We start from the raw sequence: 22,375 nt of genomic DNA on the forward strand, positions 1-22,375 counted from the left end.
AACTGGCCACTCCCTCGATGTCGTGTGGAGTGAGCGATCTCATCCGAGTTCTCGTGCAATCCAAACAGACGTTGAAAAAGTGTCGCTTTCACACTTCGCAGAGTTCATTGGAATTTGCGACCGTGGAAGCGACTCAAAGTAAACCCTTCTCAATTCAGGCCACTTCAGGAGTAAACATATGCAGCGACTCATTGCGTTTCTTGCAGTATCAATGCTGTTCTGGAGCACAAACGCCCCAGCACAGACGAATACAAAGCCTGCTCTACAAGTGATCGCGGAACAGACTGCGAATCACTACATCGAAGCGTTTAACAATCGCGACGCGACTGCCCTCGCGAACCTGTTTACGGATGAAGCTGAGTACGTCGACATATCGGGAACGATCTTCCACGGTCGTCCAGTCATCGAAGCAGAGCTCGCTGCCAACTTCGCGGTCACGCCTCCCGGAGAACTCATGATCGAAATGGTCTCAATTCGACAGATCGCCCACGGAGTAATGGTCGAAGACGGCGTTGCCTCTTTCACCCCTGAAGGTGAAGGCGCAGCCACAATCCGGACTCACTACACCACAACGCACGTCAAACAAAACAACGGGTCCTGGCTGATGGCCAGCATCCGCGAGCTCAGCTCAGGAACAATGAGTTCGCACGAACAACTGAAAGCACTCACATGGTTGTTGGGTGACTGGCATGAAGACGTTCGAGGTGTCGTCACTCAATCAACTTGGGACTGGTCAGAGGATCAGAATTTTCTCGTTGGCACATTTACAGTCGAGCAATCTGACGACGTCAGTTGGACCGGAACTCACCGCATCGCCTGGGACGCCGAACGAAATCAGTTTCACTCGTGGGTCTTCGAGTCTCACGGCGGAACAACCGAAGGCTGGTGGCAACCGAATCCTGATGGAAGCTGGTCCGTCAATATGAGTGGACTCGATGCCAACGGAGTCCGTCGATCAGCACTCTTGACGTACTTGGCAGACGGAGATGACGCCATCGTCGTGTCAGAGACTCAACGTCTCGTCAATGGTGTCAGCCTCCCTTCAACCGTTCACCGTGTCGTGCGAAAGCCACCCACCGTCGAAGTTGAAATGAATGTCAACTAACGCTTGAAGTTGCCAGATTCATCAATTTTGAGATGAAGACGAATCCATAAACCTGATTGATGTTGTTTCGCGATGAGAACAACACAGCCCATCAGGTTGAATTCAATCCAGTTACAAAATCCATAACAACGTGCTCGACACGTTTGGGAGAACAAAAATGAATCGACGATACTTCTGGGTGTGCGCCATCGCAGCCCTGAGTTTCCCTTTGTCGACCAACACGACTTTCGCACGCGGCTTCGGTGGCGGTGGCCTCGGAGGATTCCACGGTGGGGGTCTTGGTGGCGGCGGATTTCACGGTGGTGGAATCGGTGGAGGAGGCTTCCACGGAGGCGGTCTTGGTGGCGGGGGATTCCATGCTGGAGGACTCGGCGGAGGAGGCGGAGGGATTCACAGCGCCAACTTTGGTGGTGGAGGAGGATTTCACGGCGGGAGTTTCGGCGGAGGTGGCAACTTTGGAGGCGGCAATGGCTTCTCCGGAGGAGGACTTTCCGGAGGCGGATTCCGACCAAATCTACCATCGCACTCACCGCTGTCAGGCGATCGCCCCAATTTGAATCTTGGAGGAGGCGGCGGATTCAACAACTCCAACCTGGTTCATCGGCCTCAAACCGGCGGTTTCGGGTCTGGCGGTCTCGGATTGGGAACTGGAGATCGGAATCCTTTGAGCCCCGGCGGAGGAATTACTCGTCCTGATCTTACTCCCGGAAATCGACCGGACATCTTCGGCGGCAATGGACGCCCCGGTCTACCTTCAGGCGGCGGAACACACCCGAATGGATTTCATCCCTCTAATGGTTTCGGTCCCGGATCAGGCACAGCGTCACTTCCCGGATTCGGACCTGCCCGGGGAGGAGCTGGTGGCGCAGGCAATCGGCTTCCAAGCATTCATCCCGGAGAAGGAGGCGCTGGTGAAAGACTCCCAGGTATGCGTCCGGGTGAAGGAGGAGCCGGAACTCGCTTGCCGGGAACTCGTCCCGGAGAAGGTGGAGCTGGAGAACGACTGCCGGGAACTCGACCGGGCGAAGGTGGAGCTGGCACACTCAATCCGGGAATGCGACCCGGACAGGGTGGAGCTGGAACTCGGTGGACTCCCAGCGATCGAGGGACCATCCCAGAACGTCATCAAGATCTTTCGACACGTTTCGATCAGCTTCAAAACCATTGGGGAGACAGTGCCTGGGCACGTCAACAATGGGTCGGTCCACACGGCGGCGAAGTGAATCACTTTGGATTCTGGGGACCGAACGGCTACTGGGGACACACGGGAGTCTGGGGTCCCAACGGAGGTCACTGGGGGCATACTGGACATGTCGGTCCAAATGGTGCCTGGGGACACACTGGGTACTTCGGACCAGCCGGCCACTGGTCGCGCAGCTGGGGATGGTACAACGGATATTGCCCGGTCTGGGGACACGGAAGCTGGAATTACCTTTGGGATGAATATCCAGTTGCAGCGGCATTCGGAGCAACGATGTGGGGCCTGAACGTTGTCGACTACATGTTCGGTGTCGGCGACTATTACAACCCGTACTACACCGGTCCGGTTTACGTGAACGATCAGACAGTCGTGAACTACTCTCAGCCGATCGTCGGGAACCCATCGTACGAGTCACAAGAATCCAGTGAGAGCGATTCGAGCGACAGCTCTTCGGATCCGTTGACCGAAACGTTCAACAAAGCCCGACAAGCCTTCTACGACGAACAATTCGATCAGGCACTGAAACTCACAAACGAGTCACTTTCATACGCTCCTGAAGACGCAGCGCTGAACGAATTCCGAAGCTTGTGCCTCTTTGCACTCGGACAATACCAAGATGCAGCTGCCACAATTCATGCAGTTCTGGCGGCTGGTCCGGGATGGGACTGGACGACAATGATCAGCCTGTACGATGACGCCGACGTCTACACCAAACAGCTTCGCAAGCTGGAAGCACACGTTCGCGAAAATCCTGACGATGCGGCAGCGATGTTCCTGCTGGGGTATCACTACCTGACAGCCGGTCACGAGGACGCAGCAGTCGCACAGTGGAAGAAAGTCATTCAGATCAAACCGGATGACACTCTGACTGCCGACCTCGTGAAAATGTACGATCCACCCAAGTCCGACAGCTCTTCGTCCGACCAAGCTCCCGCTCCAGATCTTGAAAAACCGGCCTACCCCATCGCACAACTTGTGGGAACCTGGACAGCTCAAGATGACAAAGGGACTTACGTGATGATCCTCGATCCGAAAGACTCCTTCACCTGGACCTTTACACGGGACGGAAAACCACAATCGGTTAAAGGGGCCTTCACTGTTCGAGGCAAGAATCTCGTAATGCAGCCGGACTCCGGAGGGACCATGCTCTGCAAAATCGAACTGACATCCGACAAGACGATGCAATTCAGCTCGATCGACGACTCGACGAAACTCACCTTCACGAAGCCATAAACTTCAAATCGAGTTGTCTTGAACTTCTGCTGAACGCAGCGTTCCCAAAGTGGGTACGCTGCGTTTTTCTTTTTACTTCATTTCGGCAACTTCGCATCGCCCATTCATCGACGCGGGCCGATCACATTTCCTCCCTCTCGATCGCCTGATCATTCAGATTTCCAAACTTCATCGATCTCCACTTGTCCAATCAGCGGCAATTCATCATCCCGCATTGATGCAATTCTCGCGAAATTGCAATCAAACGCCTGAATATCTCGAGCGGATTCTTCAGTGACCGATCAAGTTGAATTGATCCATGATCAGTGGCACGTGCAATTCGTTCTCAAACTCAAAAACTTTCACAATCACAATCGATTGCTCATCAAACCTTAACACTCATCGAGAACATTCCGCCCGTCTTGATGGACGTCATTTCCCTCGCGAGTGACGGATCATCAATTCAATGACAACGTGTGCTGTCGAGGTTCATGAAGAGACGCAGAGTCGCTTTCGACCTGTGCTCATGAATCGTTCCCTGATTCATCAGATCACGAGTTGCATCAAAGCAAATCCGAACAACCAGAGCATCTGACCTCTGGCCTGCGATGTCTCAAAAGAGCAACCGCATCACCCAGTGAATCTGACCAATACAGGCAACCGCAAATAACGATGAATGCGGTTTCGAGAAGATCTCCCAATTAAACGGAGCTCTCGAACAACCCATCCAATCATGCATGTGGAAACATCCAAAGTGTTACACATGTTGAATCATTTATGGCCTTCCAAAGCGAAGCCTTACAAGCGTTGAGAAGAGTTTCTCGACTCATCTAGAGCACAACTTGTCATTTTATCTTATCCACGGTACTGCAATTGAATGAGGAACTGAAAGGAATGTCTGTAAACATTAAATCACGCCGAGGGTTCACGCTGATTGAACTTCTCGTCGTCATTGCAATCATTGCAATTCTGATTGCACTGCTACTCCCAGCAGTTCAACAGGCACGTGAGGCAGCCCGACGAACGTCCTGTAAGAACAACCTCAAAAACATCTGCCTCGCACTTCACAACTATCATGACCAAAAGGGTGCATTCCCCTTCGGTTTTGACGAGAGAGAAACACTCTGGTCGGCAATGATTCTTCCTGAACTGGAGCAAGCTAACCTGTACAACACTCTCGTTTGGCAGGAAAGCGGCCCCGGAAACTGGAACGCCAACGGATCGCCCAACCAATCGGCTTGTGGAACTGTCGTGTCCGTCTTTCGATGCCCAAGCATGGCTGTGCCCACAAACGTCGACAACCAGGGAATTCCCGGTCGAGTCCCAACAAGCTACCGAGCCGTATCAGGTTCGAACGCTGTTTCCGACGATCTCAGTACTGTTCCTTCCGGACATCCCGTCCATGCTCTCGAAGAACAGACAGGACTGGACGGAATGTTCTACGGCTGCAGCAGCACCCGTATTCGCGACATTCTGGACGGAACATCTTCCACGTTCATGATCGGTGAAAGCCGAACAGAGCCTAACTTTGTCAAAGACAACCAGGGAATGGACTACTGGCTGTTCGGTGCACCGCAAACGGGTGGCTGGGATTGTCGTCCTGGCGATCGTGGCGGCACGGAATACAGCGAAGGCCTCGGATCAACCTACGGGAAACTCAATGCCCGCGTCACGGATCCAAGTGTTCATGGGGTGATCATGGAAATGTCATTCGGAAGCTACCATCCAGGCGGAGCTCATTTTGGAATGGCTGACGGTGCTGTCCGATTCGTCTCTGAGAACATCGACCAGGATCTTCTTCGATCACTCGGAACGATCCGAAACGGTGAAGTCATCGGCGAATTCTAACGTCGATTAAAACTCGTTATTGATTCACATATTGGAGTCAACGAGCAGCAATCAAGTATTGATTCGTCAGGTCTTATGTAAACTCTCACGAAACAACTTAAGACGGATACGCTCAACCAAAAGCTGAGTAATTCCGTCTTGAGCTCCGGGAGAGTTGGACCGACTTTGCCGCTCGACGCGAAACGCTTCGTCTTCACTCTGCCTCGGTTTTCAGGCAGACTTACTGACTCAACTTAACTCACTCATTGATTATGATTAGATATCGTTTAGCACTCGTTTGTTGCCTCGTGTTTTTGTCGGCATGCAGCAGCCAATCTCCCGACTACGCAAGCCTCGGCCTGGTGGATGTCAGTGGAACCATCAAGATTGATGGAGAACCCGTTCCTGGAGCAGTGGTCGCGTTCAAAGATGTCTCGAACGGAAACGAATCGTACGGACTGACAAATTCGTCAGGGTATTATCGACTTTGGTTCAACAGCGAAAAGTACGGCGTGATGCCCGGCGAAAAGCAAATCGAGTTCAGCACCACTCGAAAGATTCTCGGATTGAACTCCGAAGAAGAAGGCGGAGTCGGTGAAGAATCCGAAGCTGGACCACCTGTCGAAAACTCAGGTGTGGAAGAGTTCCATGAAGCTTATCGGAAAGACTCCAAAATCGTCGTGACAGTTGATGACGATTCATCCACCTTCGACTTCGATCTGGCAAGTGATGGGTCGACTTCCCAACCTCTCTAAGAAATCGCCAGACTGAAAACTGCACCTTCTGTGCTCTCGTTTAACTACCAAATTCAAACGAGAGCACAGAACCGGTCAGTACGCTTCATGATCTCGTGAGACAGAGAGTGCTCAATCTCTTCCGAGCATGCGATCCGCTGTTTTCATACCGCGCGGAATTACCGGCCGTCTCAATCAATCGCTAATCCGAGTCCAAACCTTGAGATCTCGGGATGCCAAAAGATCTCCGATACGCTCGCGAGTAATCGCTGAGTGAGGGCTTGTTTTGTGAACCTCGAAGGCAGCTTCGTCTTGATAGATTTCGTAGACCGAAAATACTGTCGGTTCATCGATTGATTGACAGACATCGAACTGTCGACAGCCTTCTTCATTCTCTCTCGAAGAACGGGCTTGAAACAGAATGGCTTCGCGAAACTCTTCAATGCAATCAGGTTTCGTCTCGAATCTGACCGTAACAACCAGCATTTTACCTCCCCATTCGCTGCCAGCCTCTTTCTGCTGGCTCTTGTCTTGTGATGAGCGATCGCGGTGCTTCTTCAAGTCACGCTGCGTCTTCGAATTCGTTCGACGCCCACGAAAATCGCCAAAGCCGCCTCTTCTCGTTGCAAATCAAAGTAGGCAAAAGAATTACGCCGCTCATTGTTCTTTGACGAGCACGTCGTCAAAATAGAGGGCTATACTAGTTGACCCTGATGCGATTATTCCAGACCTGCCGTATTCGATGAGCGTTTCCACCACGATGTTCCGCCTCCACAAATTGTCGGCCGCCTCACTCGCAATCATCCTGAACAGTCTCGCCTTGACTCTTCTGGTTGATGCCAGACCATGCTGCGCGAATCCGACGGATGTGAAGCAAGCGAGCACCGCATTCTTCACGTCAAACTGCCTGGACTGCCATGACTCGTCCACCGCTGAAGGCGGACTCGATCTGACAGCTGTGGAAGGTTCGATCGACGAAGCACGATGGCTGGACACCTGGGTCCGCATCTTTGACAAGATCGAAGCTGGAGAAATGCCGCCACCAGATGCGAGCACTCTCTCGAAGGAAAATCGAGAGGACTTTCTGTCGACGATTCGACCGCTCCTTGTCGAAGCTCATGCCGCTCAAAAAGGGACACAACTCCGACGACTCAATGCTTCAGAGTACCAGAACACTCTCAACGACATGTTTGGGACAAACTTGAAGCTGGCGGAACTCCTCCCGCCTGACAGCTTGTCTCATGAGTTCGATAACATTGGTTCAGCGTTGAATATGTCGATGGTTCAGTTGCAGCGATACCTCGATGCAGCAGATCTCGTCCTCGAAACCAGCATTGCAAAAAACACATCTCCACCCGAGTCCATTCACATCGATGCTTCGTATGCGAAAACTGCGAACGCCGATCGATTTCTCGGGAAGAACTGGTTGAAACTTCCAGACGATGCTGTCGTTTTCTTTCAACCGTGGGGTTACCCCACCGGTATGTTGAGAGAAGCCGGGACGCGATCCGCAGGCTGGTACCGAATTCGAATCACAGGGTATGCCTACCAGTCAGATGAACCGATCGAGTTTTCCGTCGGTGCCACAACATTTGCTCGCGGGCTGGAACGTCCGACTTTCGAGTACTTCGCAATGCCGCCCGGAGAGCCGACAACGATCGAGCTGACAGCCTGGATCGAAGATCGCTACATGATCGAAATCACTCCGTATGGAATTTATGACACCAAATACGCCATTAAGAAGTTGGGCATCGATCGGTATCGTGGACCGGGACTGGCAATTCTGAATGTCGAACTCGATGGTCCATTAACCGAGGAGTTTCCCAGCCGTGGCCATCGACTTCTCTTCGATGGAGTCGATCGACACGAAGTCCCTCCGAAGAACCCGAAGGACAAAGAAAAATCCTGGTACCAGCCTCGATTTGAAGTTGTCGCGGACGATCCGTTGATCGTTGCTGCACACTCACTACAAAGAGTCGCAACGGCAGCCTTTCGCCGACCTGCCACGGACGAAGACGTTCAACCCTACCGGGAGTTGTTTCGCTCACATGTCGAAAACGGTGAGTCAATCGAAGAGGCTTTGAAGACAGCTACGGCAGCCATCATGTGCTCGCCACGTTTTCTCTTTCTCCAGGAGCCCGCTGGCCCACTGGACGACTACGCACTCGCAACTCGCTTGTCGTACTTTTTGACGCGAACAAGTCCGGATGCAGAACTACTCGCAGCTGCCTCGAAAGGAGAATTAACTTCCAACCCGGAAACTCTACGATCGCAAACATCTCGGCTGATCAAGAGCGAGAAGTTCGAAAGGTTTCTCTCTGATTTTTCTGAGTCCTGGCTGAATCTCCGAGAACTCGAATTCACAACTCCAGATTCGGTTCTCTTTCCTGAATACGATCAGTTCCTCCTCCACTCGATGCGGCGTGAGACACTCGCTTACCTCGAAACGCTGATCAAGGAAGATCTGCCGATTGAAACACTCGTGAAGTCTGACTTTGCCATGATCAATAGCCGGTTGGCTGATCACTACGGACTTCCTGAAGTGGATGGTCCCGAGATCCGCAAGGTCGCTCTCGGCGATGACGAAGCGAGTCAGATCCGCGGAGGTTTTTTAACTCAGGCAGCAGTTTTGAAAGTCTCTGCCAACGGAACGAATACATCTCCTGTTGTTCGTGGAGTCTGGGTGCTGGAACGAATCCTAGGCATCACACCTTCCCCCCCTCCCCCGGGAGTTCCTGGAGTGGAGCCAGACACGCGTGGAGCTTCGACACTCCGTCAGATTCTCGCCAAACACCGCAATCTCGAGAACTGCCGCTCATGCCACCAGATGATCGATCCTCCCGGCTTCGCGCTCGAGAGTTTTAATCCGATTGGAGCCTGGCGAGACCGCTATCGCATTACATCCGGTCGAGGAACACCCATCTCGAAAATCGTGCATGGCAGAAAGACTCGCTACAAACTCGGGTTGCATGTGGACGCATCTGGAGAGACTCTGGACGGCAAGAAATTCAAAGGATTTGTCGAGTTTCGAGATCAACTCAGCCAAGAGAAAGAAACATTGACCCGAACATTCGTTGAGAAACTTCTGACGTTTGCCACAGGTCGCGAACTCGGATTCTCAGATCGAGAGGAAATCGATCTGATCGTGCAACATTCGATCGAAAATCAAACCGGGATCGGGGAACTCGTGTACGCTGTCGTTGAAAGCGAAATTTTTCGAAGCAAATAGACGACACACCGAAACGAGTCGTGACCCACATTTCAGTCCAGAAACTTGAGAGTCGAGATGTTCTAAAATCACTTCGAATAGATCGACGAACGAGCGGTTTTATTGACAGAGTTGTTCATCCTCAGATTGACATTAACCACAGCAGCCCCATGTCGACATCTAAACGCGTCTACTTTTCGACAACTCGAACTCTCAACCGACGCCACTTTCTGCGCGGCGCAGGAGCTGCCGTCGTTGGACTTCCATTTCTCGACGCGATGGTTCCCGCGTTTCAGAGTTCTGCTCGAGCCAGTGCTGCCTCGCAGCAGGCCACACCGCGCCGATTCGTGGCTCTATGTGCGACACTCGGTTTCCACACGCCGTTCCTGTTTCCGTCCAAAGAAGGGTCTCTCGACGGAAGCACTCCGTACCTCAACCAGATGCAGGATCATCTTGACCATTTGACTGTGATTTCGGGACTCGCTCATCCCGAACAACAGGGTAACAACGGTCATGCATCCGAGCTGACCTGGCTTACCTCCGCTCAACGTCCGGGGCTGGCTGGCTTCAAGAACACAATTTCCATCGATCAATTGATGGCAGAGAAAGTCGGGTTGGAAACTCGATTTCCGAGCTTGGTTTTGTCCACAAGCGGACGCTCCATGTCCTGGAATTCGAACGGTGTTGAAATTCCCGGCGAGACCCGCCCGTCGAACGTCTTCAAAGCACTTTTCGTCAACGGATCGAGTGCTGAAGTGCAACGTGAACTCAAACAACTTGATCGCGGCCAAAGCATTCTCGACACAGTCAAAGGAGACGCAGAAAAACTCAACAGCAAGCTTGGGATACAAGATCAGCGCAAACTCGACGAGTATTTCACAGCGATCCGCGAACTCGAAGTTCGTCTCAATCAATCGAAATCCTGGGCCACTCGACCCAAACCAGAAGTCGACGCCAAAGCTCCCGTCGACATCTCTGACCGTGCGGATGCGATTGGACGTCAGAATCTGATGTACGACATGCTCGTCCTCGCCCTGCAAAGCGATTCGACCCGCACGGCAACCTTCCAGCTCAGCGGAATGAACGCCGTCCCCGCCATCGACGGAGTCTCGACGGACTGGCATCAGCTCTCCCATCATGGGAAAGACCCGGAGAAGATCGACGAACTGAAAATCATCGAACAGGCTGAGTTCGCAGCTTTCAATCGGTTCCTCGCCAAGATGAAAGACGTTGTCGAAACCGAATCAACTCTACTCGACCGAACCACCATTCTTTATGGTTCAAACCTCGGCAACGCGAGCAGCCACAGCCCTCGCAATTTGCCTGTGATGATTGCAGGTGGAGGATTTCAACACGGCAACTATGTCGCTCACGATGATGTCGACAACACCCCCTTTGCGAATTTATTCGTCACCTTCGCTCAGCAGATGGGACTCGACATCGACACATTCGGCAGCAGCACTGCCACCGGAGTCCGAGGTCTCGAACAGCGAAACTCCTGATAGGTTGAGCCTACTAAACGCCGAAGCTCCCGGTTTGCCGCGTCTACCAATTCCTCCCAGTCTTTCATGATCTCTCGTTAATTTTCGCCACGGGAATTTTCGAAACAATTTCTGTTGATTCAGATTCTGGCTCCCGTATTTTGAAGTAGTCCCACTGGATTGGGACTGTACGTACGGAAACAATTGATGTCGAAAAGATGAAACGCAGCCCCGTCGCACAAATGACATGCTGCGAAGAATCATGCTGTAAAAACTGACATTGTCGTCAGTTTTCAATACTTGGCTGAGTCATCAGATTTCGAAGCAACGCTTTACGAATGCGTTGTCGTGAGGAGTCTGTCGAGTCAGCAAGTGAAAACTCCTTGCGGATATGGGCTCACAATGAGTGGTGATTCGCAGATTCTCTTGGCACTTTCTTTCATCGCGCTGCTGGTCGTTTCGCCAAGCAGCCCGGTTCAAGGTCAGGAAATCGGTACGGAGCCAGTGGCCATCGTTGGCCAACCTTCTCAACCTGAATCAGTCCCACCCGAGAGCTCTTCTGGCGAGTCCCCGCTCTACAAGGCGATTAGTGAGCTGTTGGATGCAGGTTTTCAGAAGGGGCCAGTCGAAGCTTCAACTCTCGATGCAATCTACAATCGGCAGCGCAACGAACTCGGTGGCGAATCCAGTTTACTGGACTATGCCTATTCGATCGTGCTGCGAAAGAACTTTCAGGCTGCCGAAGGTACATCCAAGCTTCAAGAAGCAGCGTCTGCGACCGAACCGGTGTTGCTCGCCCGTGAAGAGTTGATTCGACAGCTCATCGAAAAAAACAAGTACTCCTCAGCAATTACGGAACTGGAACAACTTTCCAAAATCATCCGATCCATCCCGAAAGAGAACCCTCAGTTTGCTCAAGCGGCCAAGAGTGCGTACTGGATCGGGATCGCGATTGATTTCCTTCAGAACTCTCTTGGAAATGACTCCATTTCTGCTGAAGCCAAACAGGCCGAAGCGCGTCTGAACGAGAACCTCAAAGATCGCTACAGCCTCTATTTCCGGAGTGGACGAGGAGATGCGGCACTCACTCGAAGAAGCCTGCTCGCAGCCATCGAAAAGACCAAGTCAGCGATTGTCGAAACCCAAACCGAAGAGCTTGAGAAAGCAAAGGAAGAGAGCGAGCAAATCGCCCAGCAGCAAGTCGAACTCGAAGAGAAACTCAACGAGTTCCGGGACGTCGCCACAGACGATGTCGCTGACCTCGATGCCAAAATCGCCGCGCTGCAGGAACAATACTCCGCCTCTTTGGAAGCCGAAGATTCCATTCAGACAAACCTCGTTCTAGTTCAGAATGTCATCACCGAGTTGCGAATCAAAATTGACATCCTCAGCACGGAGATTGCCGAGTTGGTCAACGCGAATTCCGGTCAAAGAATCACATTTCTAGTTCGGAGAATTATCACCACTAAGCGTATTCAGAGAACCGCCTTAGAGGAACAGTTATGGGCGGCCGAGCGAGATTTACTCGTCATCTCCAACAGCTACGCAACGCTGATGCAAAGCCGTAGCGAGTTGACTGCAGTTGGCCGAAGGATGATTCAACGTCGTCAAGAACTGGCCGGGAAGTACCAACGACAATCCGCAGGCGCCAGAGCAGAACTGGAGAAGCTCGAACGACTGCAGGCACAAATTGAACGTTCCGAGGAAAACGCGAAAGAGGATGTCAATTCGAATCGTCGGGTCAAATCGGCCAGTCGTCGCGTCCGCGAATTCTCCTCGTACTACGACGGATCATTGGCTGCCGAACGATCAAGATTAATTCAATCTTTGAAACAATAACTCACATCAGCACACTCATCGGATGCTCTCAATCCCTCATGGAGACTCCCCATGTCCGTCCGTCATTGGAATCGTTTCATTCTTCTCGGAATCGTCGCCAGTCTTGCAGGACTCAACTCCCGAGGTAGCCTCTCTGCGGAAGAAGTGGCCACGGATGCAGCATCAGAGCAAACCGAACGGGACCCCTTCCTGAGCGAGTTTCTCCAGAGTCATCCGGATCACCCGTTAAACCGGTGGGTTTCCGGAGATGTCTGGAACGGGAACGACTGGATGCCGTTTCATCGGGTCGTAGAGCAAGACGATCGTTGGAACCGTCTCTACAGATACCGTGAAGAGCGCGCCAAGCTTGAAGACAATTTTCGTGACCAACTGTTCCTTGCGGATGGATGTCGAGAGCACGGGTTATACGCCGAAGAACGTGCTCATCTGGTCCGGACTCTTCTCATTGACTACAGCTTTCACGAAGCACATGAACGGCTCGGTCATATTCATCGAAATGGGACCTGGATCTCTCCCGAACAAGTTCGACGAATGGCCAACGAAGCTGCCCGAACAGAAGAAAATCTCGCAGAATGGGAAAAAGAGATCGACAGACTCTCAAGACTCATTTCCCATTGCGCGCCCGGTTCGAAGGCCGAGAAGAAATGGATTGCCGAACTCAACACAATTCGAACTCCCGATGCCATTCCGGCCCTCGAACGCAACTTTGCTTCAAAAGGTCAGAGAGAAGCGAAGATTTTCCAGGACTGGCTGGGAACGATCGACAGCTATCGAGCATGTGAAGCACTGGCTCGCCAGGCAGTGCTTTCTGACTCGGCAAAATTCAGAACTCAAGCTGCGAAGCTGCTGCGGGATCGGCGACCAGAGACTTACGTTCCCTATCTTCTGCAAGGAATGACGTCGACGACTACGCGTTACCAGTTTGATGATCCTGATTTTGGAACGACGACCGCGTTCAACCCGATCAACACAATTTATCGAGTCGTCAGTGTTGATTCTTCCGATACAACGATCACGACCACAAGAGAAGTTCGTGTATCAAACGGGGCACTGCCAATTCCAGCGTTGCCCAGAAGACCCGCAAGGTTGCCGAGAGGACTGGTGGGATGGAATCTTTGGGGTGAGTGGTTTCAACGCGACGAAGTTCCGGTCATCTTCGACTTAACTGAAGCGAATGTTGGTTCCACAATTCTAATGAACTATGGCCAAGCGGCAATCGAAACAGGCCAAGACGTGCGTGATGCTCGAATTATGAGGACACTCGCTTCCGCGACTCAAATCGAAGTTGCAAGACAATGGGAAACTTCGCAAGACTGCTATGACTGGTGGAACGTTCACCAAGAAGTGCAACTTGCCGATGGAAAACTTCAACTCAACGACAACTATAATGATGGAACCTGGTACGTAGACAACCGTCGAGGAGAGGCTCTGCGAGTTGATCAAGTTGATACTATCAGAGCAGGATCATGTCTGGTTCCGGGGACTCTCGTCGAGACGGAGCGAGGTTCGATACCGATTGAAGAAATCGCTGTCGGGGATCAGGTACTCTCACAGGATATTGAAACCGGTGAGATCACATTCAAACCCGTCCTTCACTGTTCACTAGTTGAAGACACCGAGACAATCGAGATCGTCACATCTCATGACATAATTCGGTGCAGCCTGGGGCATCCCTTCTGGGTGTCAGGACTGGGATGGAGGCTGGCCAAAGAACTTGAACCGGGAATGTCATTCGTCACTGTGTCGGGTGAAACAAGAGAAATCACCTCGATCACCCCCGCAGAGAATGCGCCGGTCTACAATCTGATCGTCGCTGACTTTTCCACCTACTTCGTGGGAGAAGATCTCATTCTGACACATGGTCTGGGTGAACGGAGACCAACCGACATGGTCTACCCGGGAGTGATGCGAAAGTTTGAATAGCTGTCAGGCACCATGTTCATGAGCTACGATCAAGCTGCGTCACAAAATGGGCCATCGAGGAATCTCGAAAATCATGACATCGGCGGCTCCCGCAAGCGCACTCGATAGACAAACTTGAGCGAAATCGATAGCGTCAAAATCTCAACACAAAAGGAGATCTTGATGAATCGCTCGGTATTGAAGTTTGGTCTGACGTGGCTGGCAGTCGTGTCCGCATTTGTGATCCCGTCGCAGACAGTCGTCGCTCAGGATGACGTTCTCAAGTTGTGGCCATCGACACCTCCGAACGACGATCGAGAAGTTGGCCCGGAACAAGACTTCACCAAACCTGAAGATCGCCTGATTGCCGGTCGCCGTATTATCAAGCTCGGCAACGTCTCCACGCCGGAAATGCACGTTTATCTGGCACCTGAAGAAACTCGCAACGGATCATCCGTTGTCATTTGTCCGGGCGGTGGCTTTTCGATTCTCGCCTGGGATCTGGAAGGAACCGAAGTTGCCGAATGGCTCAACGGGCTGGGAGTCTCGGCGATTGTCTTGAAGTATCGTGTTCCCACGCGCGACCTCGATCCGAAATGGCAAGCTCCTGTTCAAGACACACAACGTGCCATCTCAATCACCCGGGCTCACGCTGAAAACTGGGGGCTTAATCCCGATCGCGTCGGTGTTCTCGGGTTCTCAGCAGGTGGTCATACCGCCGCCCGAGCAGCCATCATGACTGCACGGCAGTACGAGCCTGTTGACGAGTCAGACCAAAAATCCTGTCAGCCGAATTCGGCCATTCTCATCTACCCTGCGTGGCTTGCGAATGAGTCGGAAGACGGACTTCTTGAGGATTTGAATGCAACTCCAGAAACGCCTCCGATGTTTCTCGTTCATGCCTATGACGATCGCGTCAGCCCATTAAGCAGCGCCCTACTCTTCGTTGCTTTAAAGAAGGCCGACGTCCCGTGTGAACTACATGTCTTCGAATCGGGCGGTCACGGCTACGGATTGCGGCCTGTCGACGATCAACCAGTCACTCGCTGGTCATCACTCTGCTCCGACTGGCTACAGCGAATGGGCTGGACCGAATAACGCCTGCAATTGCGCTGGCCGATTTTGGCAGAATTCTCGAAACAATCGACTTGCTTCGGCGTTAGTTTTGTACCCGGAAAAGCGTGTACCGGAAGTTACGAATGTCGTCGCTGTCCTTGAATTGTGTTGAGTCCCGCATGGGTGCAACGTAGAATACGTGAGGAGATTTGTTGCATCCTGCAGGATCGGTGTGTGATGAATCTCCAACCCAAGCATCGACTTAGTTGACTGAAACGGCGCCTGTCAAAGAGCCGATGAACATCACTGGTCACCCGGTTGTCGTTCCCAATCACGAACCTCAACCCAATGCAAACCACACCTGTTGAAACACTCCCGCCCACCCCTACCTGGGCAACTTCACGCACGAACCGCTCCAATCAAGCACTCTTACGAGTACGACCATTGGGCGTCCCCACAATAAGCAGTCCCACCAAAAGAGTTTTCGAACTCGTTTGAGAGAACTCTGACTCGCCGCTGAACTACCTAAAGTAAACGATCCCAGCGAGTTCACTGGCAAGAGCAACTTCCTCAAGGTTTTCCTATGAGTCTTTTCTGCCCCAATTCAATCTTGCGATCATTGTTGATCTGCGTCTCGGGGTCCGTTCTGCTGCTCTCCGCATCCATCTTGAACGCCGAAACAACTCGCAAACGTCCTGATGAAATCAATAAGTTTCTGACAGAACACTGCGCCGGTTGCCATGAAGGCGAATATTCGGAAGCCAACTTCGACATCACTGCTCTGCAAGCAGACACATCCGATTCAAAAAATCTGGAACGATGGGTTCGCATCTATGATCGCGTCGAACAGGGGGAAATGCCTCCGGAAGAAGGTTCCGATCTTTCGGACAGCGAACGTGAGGCATTCGGAGAAAAATTGAGCGGCTGGATCCGACAATTGGAAAAACACGAGCGCGAACTGACAGGTCGTGTTCAAGGGAGACGCCTGACGAATCTTCAACTCGAGCGGACCCTGCATGACTTGCTCGGAATTGATATTCCACTCGCTGAACGAATGCCCGAAGAGCCAAAGTCGAGTGGCTTCACAACTGTCAGCGACGGACAGGCGATGTCCCATTTCCAGTTGCAACAGCATCTCGACATTGTTGACCTTGCTTTGGATGACGCCTTTCAACGTGCGCTGTCTCAAAAAGATCTCGAAACGAAGAAGCTGGATGCGAAAGCAATTTCGAGAACGAATCCGCGTCGCAGGACTCGTGAACCCGAACTAATCGACGGGATGGCTGTCACGTGGTCGGGAACCGTCTCATTCTACGGACGCGTTCCTGCGACCACGGCACGCGAAGATGGTTGGTATCGATTCACCGTTCGCGCCAAAGCTTTGAACATCCCCAAGCAAAAAGGAGTCTGGTGCTCCGTGCGGTCCGGGAAGTGTGTCTCGAGTTCATCGTTGCTCTCTTGGGTGGGGGCATTCGAAGCAACCGAAAAATTGGACGAGTGGACGTTTCAGTGCTGGCTCGAAAAAGGCGAAATGCTTGAAATCCGACCGGCCGATGTCGAATTAAAGAAGGCCCGCTTCGCTGGCGGACAAATCGGAACCGGCGAGGGAGGCCCACAGAACGTCCCCGGTGTTGCGATTGAAAACATCGTTGTCGATCGCATTCATCTTGGTCCGACCGATCAGGAAATTCGGAAACAACTGTTGGGAGATCTCGAGATCTCTCACAGCCCGAAAGGTTGGAAGTTCTCGAAAGTCAACAGCGACCAACCACGCCGAGACCTCAAGGAATTGATACTCGAATTTGCCAATCGAGCCTTTCGTCGACCGGTGACCGAAGACGAAATTGAGCCGTACTTGGACTTCGCGATGGCATCCTACAACGAGAGCAAGAATCTTCTCGACTCAATTCGACTGGGATACCGCTCGCTGTTGTGTTCGCCAAGATTTCTGTACTTCACCGAGCCTTCCAATCAACTCGACGATTACGAACTCGCGACTCGAATGAGTTACTTCCTCTGGAATTCTCCTCCTGACGAAGAACTTCTCGATCTTGCAAGTCGTGGGAAGCTGCAGAACGAAGACGTCCTGCGAGATCAGGTGCAGCGAATGCTCGCCGATTCGAAAGCACTGAACTTTCTCCCCGATTTTGCTGCGGAGTGGCTCGACCTCTCTGAGATTGATTTCACGACACCCGATCGACGACTGCATCCCGATTTTGACCTGATTGTTCAGGAATCGATGCTGGAGGAAACCCACACTTTTCTTCAGTACTTGCTCGACAACAACCTCAGCGTCACAAACATCATTCGCTCTGACCATACGTTCCTGAATGAACGCCTGGCTCGGTACTACGAGATTGACGGAATCGAAGGTGACGAGCTGCAGTATGTCTCGCTCAATCCACAAAGTAACCGGGGCGGACTGTTGACTCAGGGCGCTATTTTGAAAGTGACAGCCAACGGGACAACAACGTCTCCAGTGCTCCGTGGTGTCTGGGTTTCTGAGCGGCTCCTCGGCGTCGAGATCCCTCCTCCCCCTTCGGGAATCCCGGGAATCGAACCGGACATTCGAGGTGCGACCACCATTCGTGAAATGCTCGATAAGCACAAATCCGATCCTTCCTGCGCGTCGTGCCACAAAGCGATCGACCCACCCGGATTCGTCCTCGAACACTTTGACGCATCAGGAGCCTGGCGAGATCGATATCCTCAACAAAGAGGGAAGAGTTCCAAGAGTGCAGCCGTCATTGATCCCAGCAACTCGCTTGCATCCGGAGAATCCTTCGACAATCTGGCTGAGTTTCAAGAACTCGTTTGTCAGAATCCCGAAGGCCTCGCTGAGAATCTCGCCAGCAAACTGCTGACATACGGAACGGGAGCCCCTATCTCCTTCTCAGATCGCGACGAGATCAAGAAAATCGTCGAAGCTGCTCGCGAAGATCAATTCGGGTTTCGCACAATCGTGGAAGAGGTCGTTGTCAGTGACATCTTCCAATCGAAGTAACAAAGAATAACAACCCGAGACATTCTTCTCGTCGCCAAGAGATACACCGAAGACAACAGACTACGAGGTAAAACAGATGAGTAAACGAATCTATTTCGGACGCGGGCTGAAACTCAATCGACGCTCCATCTTGCGTGGTGCCGGCGTCGCCATCAGTCTGCCCTGGCTGACCGCCATGGAGAAAGCGTTTGCTGACTCGAGCACACCTCGCCAGCCTCGACGCTTCGTCGCAATGACTCTTGGCCTGGGGCTTCTCGGTGAGAATCTGAACCCCAAAGATTCCGGATTCGGCTACACCGCCAGCCCGTATCTCAAACAGCTCGAAGACATCCGCAACAAGTTCACCGTTGTGTCGGGATCCTCGCATCCAGAAGTGAGCGGAGGACACCGCGCCGAAGCGAGCCTGTTGTCAGCGCAACCGATGGGTGGAAATGGACAGGGCAAGAACACCATTTCTCTCGATCAGTACATGTCCAAATTCCTTGGACACCAAACCCGGTTCCCTTCACTGGTTCTCGCCAGCAGCGGAACCAACAGCCCCTGTTACACCGAAAACGGGTCGATGATTCCCGCCGAGGACTCTCCTTCCCGGTTGTTCGAGCAACTCTTCGTTGACGACAGCCCGGCTGAGCGAGAAAACCAAGCTCAGCGAATTCGTGAGGGACGCAGCATCATGGATCTCGTCATGGACGATTCCAAACGACTGTCGCGTCAGCTTGGTCGAGGTGATCAACGACGGCTCGATGAGTACCTCACGAGTGTCCGTGATCTCGAGTATCGACTCGCAGCAAATGAAGAATGGGCGAAACTTCCCAAGCCGAAAGTTGATGCGAAAAAACCGGTCGACATTCGTAACGCGAATGACTTCATCGGAATTCAGAAGCTCATGGCAGACATGGTTCGTCTGGCCATTCAAACGGACTCAACTCGCTTCATCACCTATCATCTGGGGGGTTCAGGCGGAGTCGTTCCGCTTGATGGAGTCGACGAAGGTTATCACTCTCTCAGTCACCACGGGCTGGATGAAGAAAAGCTCTCGCAGTTGGCGATTGTCGAAGCTGCCATTATTGGTGCTTGGGGAGACTTCCTGCGAGACCTTCAGTCCGTCGACGAAGATGGCGAAAGCCTGCTCGACCGGACGTCTGTCTTTCTGACAAGCAACCTTGGAAACGCATCCAATCACAGCAACCAAAACATGCCAGTCTTACTTGCTGGTGGAAAATTCCGACACGGCCAGCACTTGGCATTCGATCAGAAGAACAACTATCCGCTCACGAATCTCTATGTGAGCATGCTTCAGCAGGTTGGTCTCGCAACAGATCACTTCAAGACCAGTTCCGGAACAATGACAGGACTCGACTTCACTTAATCAGAATCCGTTATCGAGGATTCGATGGCCTGATTTCGAAGAGTGCATTGTGCCCTCACTCGGAAGAAGCCAGCTGCAACGGAACCGATGATCTCTTCAAATAGAGGGGATGACCGGGAAGGCCAGCCTTCGTCAACTTCAGGCAATGGAGAGAACACTTCCATTGCTCAAGCTTCTCGAGGAGTTCCCGGCTCCGATCCAAATGAGTCGCATGTGTTCCCCAGCAGCAGATGATCAGATCGCTCCGCTGAACGACTTTCTGGATGTACCGGTCGTTGTCGATCCCGACCGGACACTCGTGCTTCTTCATCACTTTAGGATCAGTCGCCCGAAACGCAAACGCGTTCAGCATAGTCATTTCGTCAAACTCCCAGTCCCTGGCAAACTGGATACATCGAGCGACAGTCGGGTCGTTCTGCAACTCCGTGGCGGTCGACGGGTTCAGACCAATGAATGCCACTCGTCGTTGAACTGGCCGGTTCCATGTGCGGGTTAAGGTGTACCGAAATTGCTCGCATTCCGAGTAAATTGCGACGCTCCGAACACCTTCTGCTTCGTGCTTTTTTTCAACAATCGACATAACTCAATTCAGTCTCAGTCAGGCGATCACTTCGCTCAACGAATTCAAAAGCGAATCTGCCTGCAGATCGTGACAACTCGTTGATGGCTGAGCAACCTTCGGTAGGTCATTCCGCAAAAGACTGCAGATCGCCTTGCGGTATCGAACGTTGAAGCGTCAAGTTCCTGAAATTTCGTTGATGTGCGTGAGCGATCACATTTTCAGTTGCGGAATGTGAGTTGAATGGGTCTAGCAAGACGATTCAAGCTGTCCAAAGACATCAGGTTTCGATGATCGAAAATCGACTCGACTCATGCTAGAATTCCAGATTCGGACGCGATTTCTCACCGGAGGAGGATCTCAACGACTGCATCCTCCTCAATAATTCACTGACAATTTTATGGTCGATCTTCCAATCATCGATGTTCCAAGTCCTGATTCAGGCACAGTTACGGACGAAGCTGGGTACTCGAAGGGGACCTATGCATTTGTCAGTTTGGGATGCCCCAAAAACCTCGTTGACAGCGAGAAGATGCTTGGATCGCTGGCGCTGGACGGCTACTCGCTCGTCTCTCAACCCGACCTGGCGGACTTCGTCATCGTGAACACATGCGGATTCATCGATGAGTCGCGTAAGGAATCCAAAGCTGTCATTCAGGAGATGCTCGACCTGAAGAAGTCCGGAAAGACGAAGGGAGTCATCGTCGCTGGGTGTCTTCCAGAACGTGTCGGTGGAACTCTTCTCGACGAGATGCCCGACATTGACCATATCGTCGGGGTTTTTGGTCGAGATGAAATCACCCGCGTCGCTGACAGGCTGGTGGGTGGACATCGCGAACAACGAGAACTGTTTCGGCCCGCTGCTGTTAAAGCACTTGATGACCGCGCCCGACTTCGAATCACACCGTCGCACTTTGCCTACCTGAAGATCTCAGAAGGTTGCGATCGGACTTGCACGTTCTGTTCGATTCCAAGCATGCGCGGCAAGCACGTCACAAAGCCGATCGAAATGGTTGTGGAAGAGGCTCGTGAACTCGTCGAGGATGGAGTCCGCGAACTGATTCTTGTCGCTCAAGACACGACCTACTATGGAATGGATCTTTACGGAGAAGTTCGCCTCGTCCAACTGCTTCAGGAGCTTGAGAAAGTCGAGGGGATCGACTGGATCCGCTTGATGTACTTGTACCCGGTGAACTTCACGGACCAGCTGATCGACACCATTGCAGCATCTTCACGTGTTCTGCCGTACCTCGATATGCCTCTCCAGCATATCAACAGCAAGGTCCTGAAACGGATGCAGCGACGTGTCAACCGAGACAAGACGATCGAGCTCGTCGAGAAACTCCGCAGCCGGATTGACAATCTTGTGCTTCGCACAACATTCGTGGTCGGTTTCCCGGGTGAGACCGACGAACAATTTGAAGAGCTCAATCAGTTCGTCGCTGATACTCGCTTTGAACGCATGGGTGTCTTTCCCTATTCACTGGAACCGGGAACGCCGGCCGTCAAGCTGGATGGCCATCTTCCGGAAGAGGTCAAGACAGCCCGTCAGCAGAAACTGATGCAGACACAGCAAAGCATCGCGTTCGACTTCGGGAAGTCGCTCGTTGACTATGAACTTGACTGCATTATTGACGGCCCGACTGACACTCCCGGAGTCTGGGTAGGTCGCATCTTCGCCGATGCTCCGGAAATCGATGGAAACGTCTTCATCGAATCCGATGATCTGACACCAGGAGATATGGTGCCGGTCACAATTGTCGAAGCTCGTGACTACGATCTTGTCGGCGTTCTTTCCGACGACGAATCCGAAGACGAAATTGTTTCCGGTTAGATTCTCTCCGTAAAACACCGCAGCAGTCGGTCGCTCTAACAGTG

At 52.3% G+C, this 22,375-nt stretch carries 14 protein-coding genes; 12 read left to right on the plus strand and 2 right to left on the minus strand.

Going from position 1 to position 22,375, the window contains the following annotated elements:
* Positions 1-178 precede the first annotated feature (178 nt).
* From AB1L42_RS15660 to AB1L42_RS15675, 4 genes are all read left to right on the plus strand, one after another.
* Positions 179-1,105, plus strand: a complete 927-nt coding sequence (locus tag AB1L42_RS15660; protein WP_367057651.1) for a nuclear transport factor 2 family protein — start codon at positions 179-181, stop codon at positions 1,103-1,105.
* A 157-nt stretch (positions 1,106-1,262) separates the two neighbouring features.
* Positions 1,263-3,539, plus strand: a complete 2,277-nt coding sequence (locus AB1L42_RS15665; protein WP_367057654.1) for a tetratricopeptide repeat protein — start codon at positions 1,263-1,265, stop codon at positions 3,537-3,539.
* 873 nt (positions 3,540-4,412) lie between these two features.
* On the plus strand, positions 4,413-5,366 hold the full coding sequence (locus AB1L42_RS15670) for a DUF1559 domain-containing protein (protein WP_367057657.1): 954 nt from the start codon (positions 4,413-4,415) through the stop codon (positions 5,364-5,366).
* A 287-nt stretch (positions 5,367-5,653) separates the two neighbouring features.
* A complete protein-coding gene (locus tag AB1L42_RS15675; RefSeq protein ID WP_367057660.1) occupies positions 5,654-6,100 on the plus strand; it encodes a carboxypeptidase-like regulatory domain-containing protein in 447 nt (148 codons plus the stop codon).
* A 174-nt stretch (positions 6,101-6,274) separates the two neighbouring features.
* On the opposite strand, the gene AB1L42_RS15680 is transcribed toward AB1L42_RS15675, so the two are convergent.
* Positions 6,275-6,640, minus strand: a complete 366-nt coding sequence (locus AB1L42_RS15680) for a putative quinol monooxygenase (RefSeq protein WP_367057663.1) — start codon at positions 6,638-6,640, stop codon at positions 6,275-6,277.
* A 181-nt stretch (positions 6,641-6,821) separates the two neighbouring features.
* On the opposite strand from AB1L42_RS15680, the gene AB1L42_RS15685 reads away from it, so the two are divergent.
* The 7 genes from AB1L42_RS15685 to AB1L42_RS15715 all read left to right on the plus strand — a co-directional run bounded on the left by AB1L42_RS15685 (position 6,822) and on the right by AB1L42_RS15715 (position 19,938).
* Positions 6,822-9,308, plus strand: a complete 2,487-nt coding sequence (locus tag AB1L42_RS15685; protein WP_367057666.1) for a DUF1592 domain-containing protein — start codon at positions 6,822-6,824, stop codon at positions 9,306-9,308.
* 149 nt (positions 9,309-9,457) lie between these two features.
* The gene (locus tag AB1L42_RS15690) at positions 9,458-10,789 is read left to right on the plus strand and encodes a DUF1552 domain-containing protein (protein ID WP_367057669.1); all 1,332 of its coding nucleotides are present in this window, start codon (positions 9,458-9,460) and stop codon (positions 10,787-10,789) included.
* Between the two features lie 381 nt (positions 10,790-11,170).
* Positions 11,171-12,607 (plus strand): hypothetical protein, encoded by a 1,437-nt coding sequence (locus tag AB1L42_RS15695; protein ID WP_367057672.1) that lies wholly within the window; start codon positions 11,171-11,173, stop codon positions 12,605-12,607.
* A 51-nt stretch (positions 12,608-12,658) separates the two neighbouring features.
* Entirely contained in the window at positions 12,659-14,530 is a 1,872-nt protein-coding gene (locus AB1L42_RS15700) for a polymorphic toxin-type HINT domain-containing protein (RefSeq protein WP_367057675.1), read from the plus strand.
* Between the two features lie 162 nt (positions 14,531-14,692).
* A complete protein-coding gene (locus tag AB1L42_RS15705) occupies positions 14,693-15,607 on the plus strand; it encodes an alpha/beta hydrolase (RefSeq protein ID WP_367057678.1) in 915 nt (304 codons plus the stop codon).
* A gap of 541 nt (positions 15,608-16,148) precedes the next feature.
* A complete protein-coding gene (locus tag AB1L42_RS15710; protein ID WP_367057681.1) occupies positions 16,149-18,569 on the plus strand; it encodes a DUF1592 domain-containing protein in 2,421 nt (806 codons plus the stop codon).
* A 76-nt stretch (positions 18,570-18,645) separates the two neighbouring features.
* On the plus strand, positions 18,646-19,938 hold the full coding sequence (locus AB1L42_RS15715) for a DUF1552 domain-containing protein (RefSeq protein ID WP_367057684.1): 1,293 nt from the start codon (positions 18,646-18,648) through the stop codon (positions 19,936-19,938).
* A gap of 55 nt (positions 19,939-19,993) precedes the next feature.
* Here the strand turns inward: AB1L42_RS15715 and AB1L42_RS15720 are convergent, their stop codons facing one another.
* Positions 19,994-20,518, minus strand: a complete 525-nt coding sequence (locus AB1L42_RS15720) for a DUF1643 domain-containing protein (protein WP_367057687.1) — start codon at positions 20,516-20,518, stop codon at positions 19,994-19,996.
* Positions 20,519-20,897: 379 nt separating this feature from the next.
* Between AB1L42_RS15720 and rimO the strand changes: the two genes are divergently transcribed.
* On the plus strand, positions 20,898-22,331 hold the full coding sequence (gene rimO / locus AB1L42_RS15725) for a 30S ribosomal protein S12 methylthiotransferase RimO (protein ID WP_367057690.1): 1,434 nt from the start codon (positions 20,898-20,900) through the stop codon (positions 22,329-22,331).
* Positions 22,332-22,375 lie beyond the last annotated feature (44 nt).

Source organism: Thalassoglobus sp. JC818, assembly GCF_040717535.1.
In the GTDB taxonomy this organism is placed as follows: domain Bacteria; phylum Planctomycetota; class Planctomycetia; order Planctomycetales; family Planctomycetaceae; genus Thalassoglobus.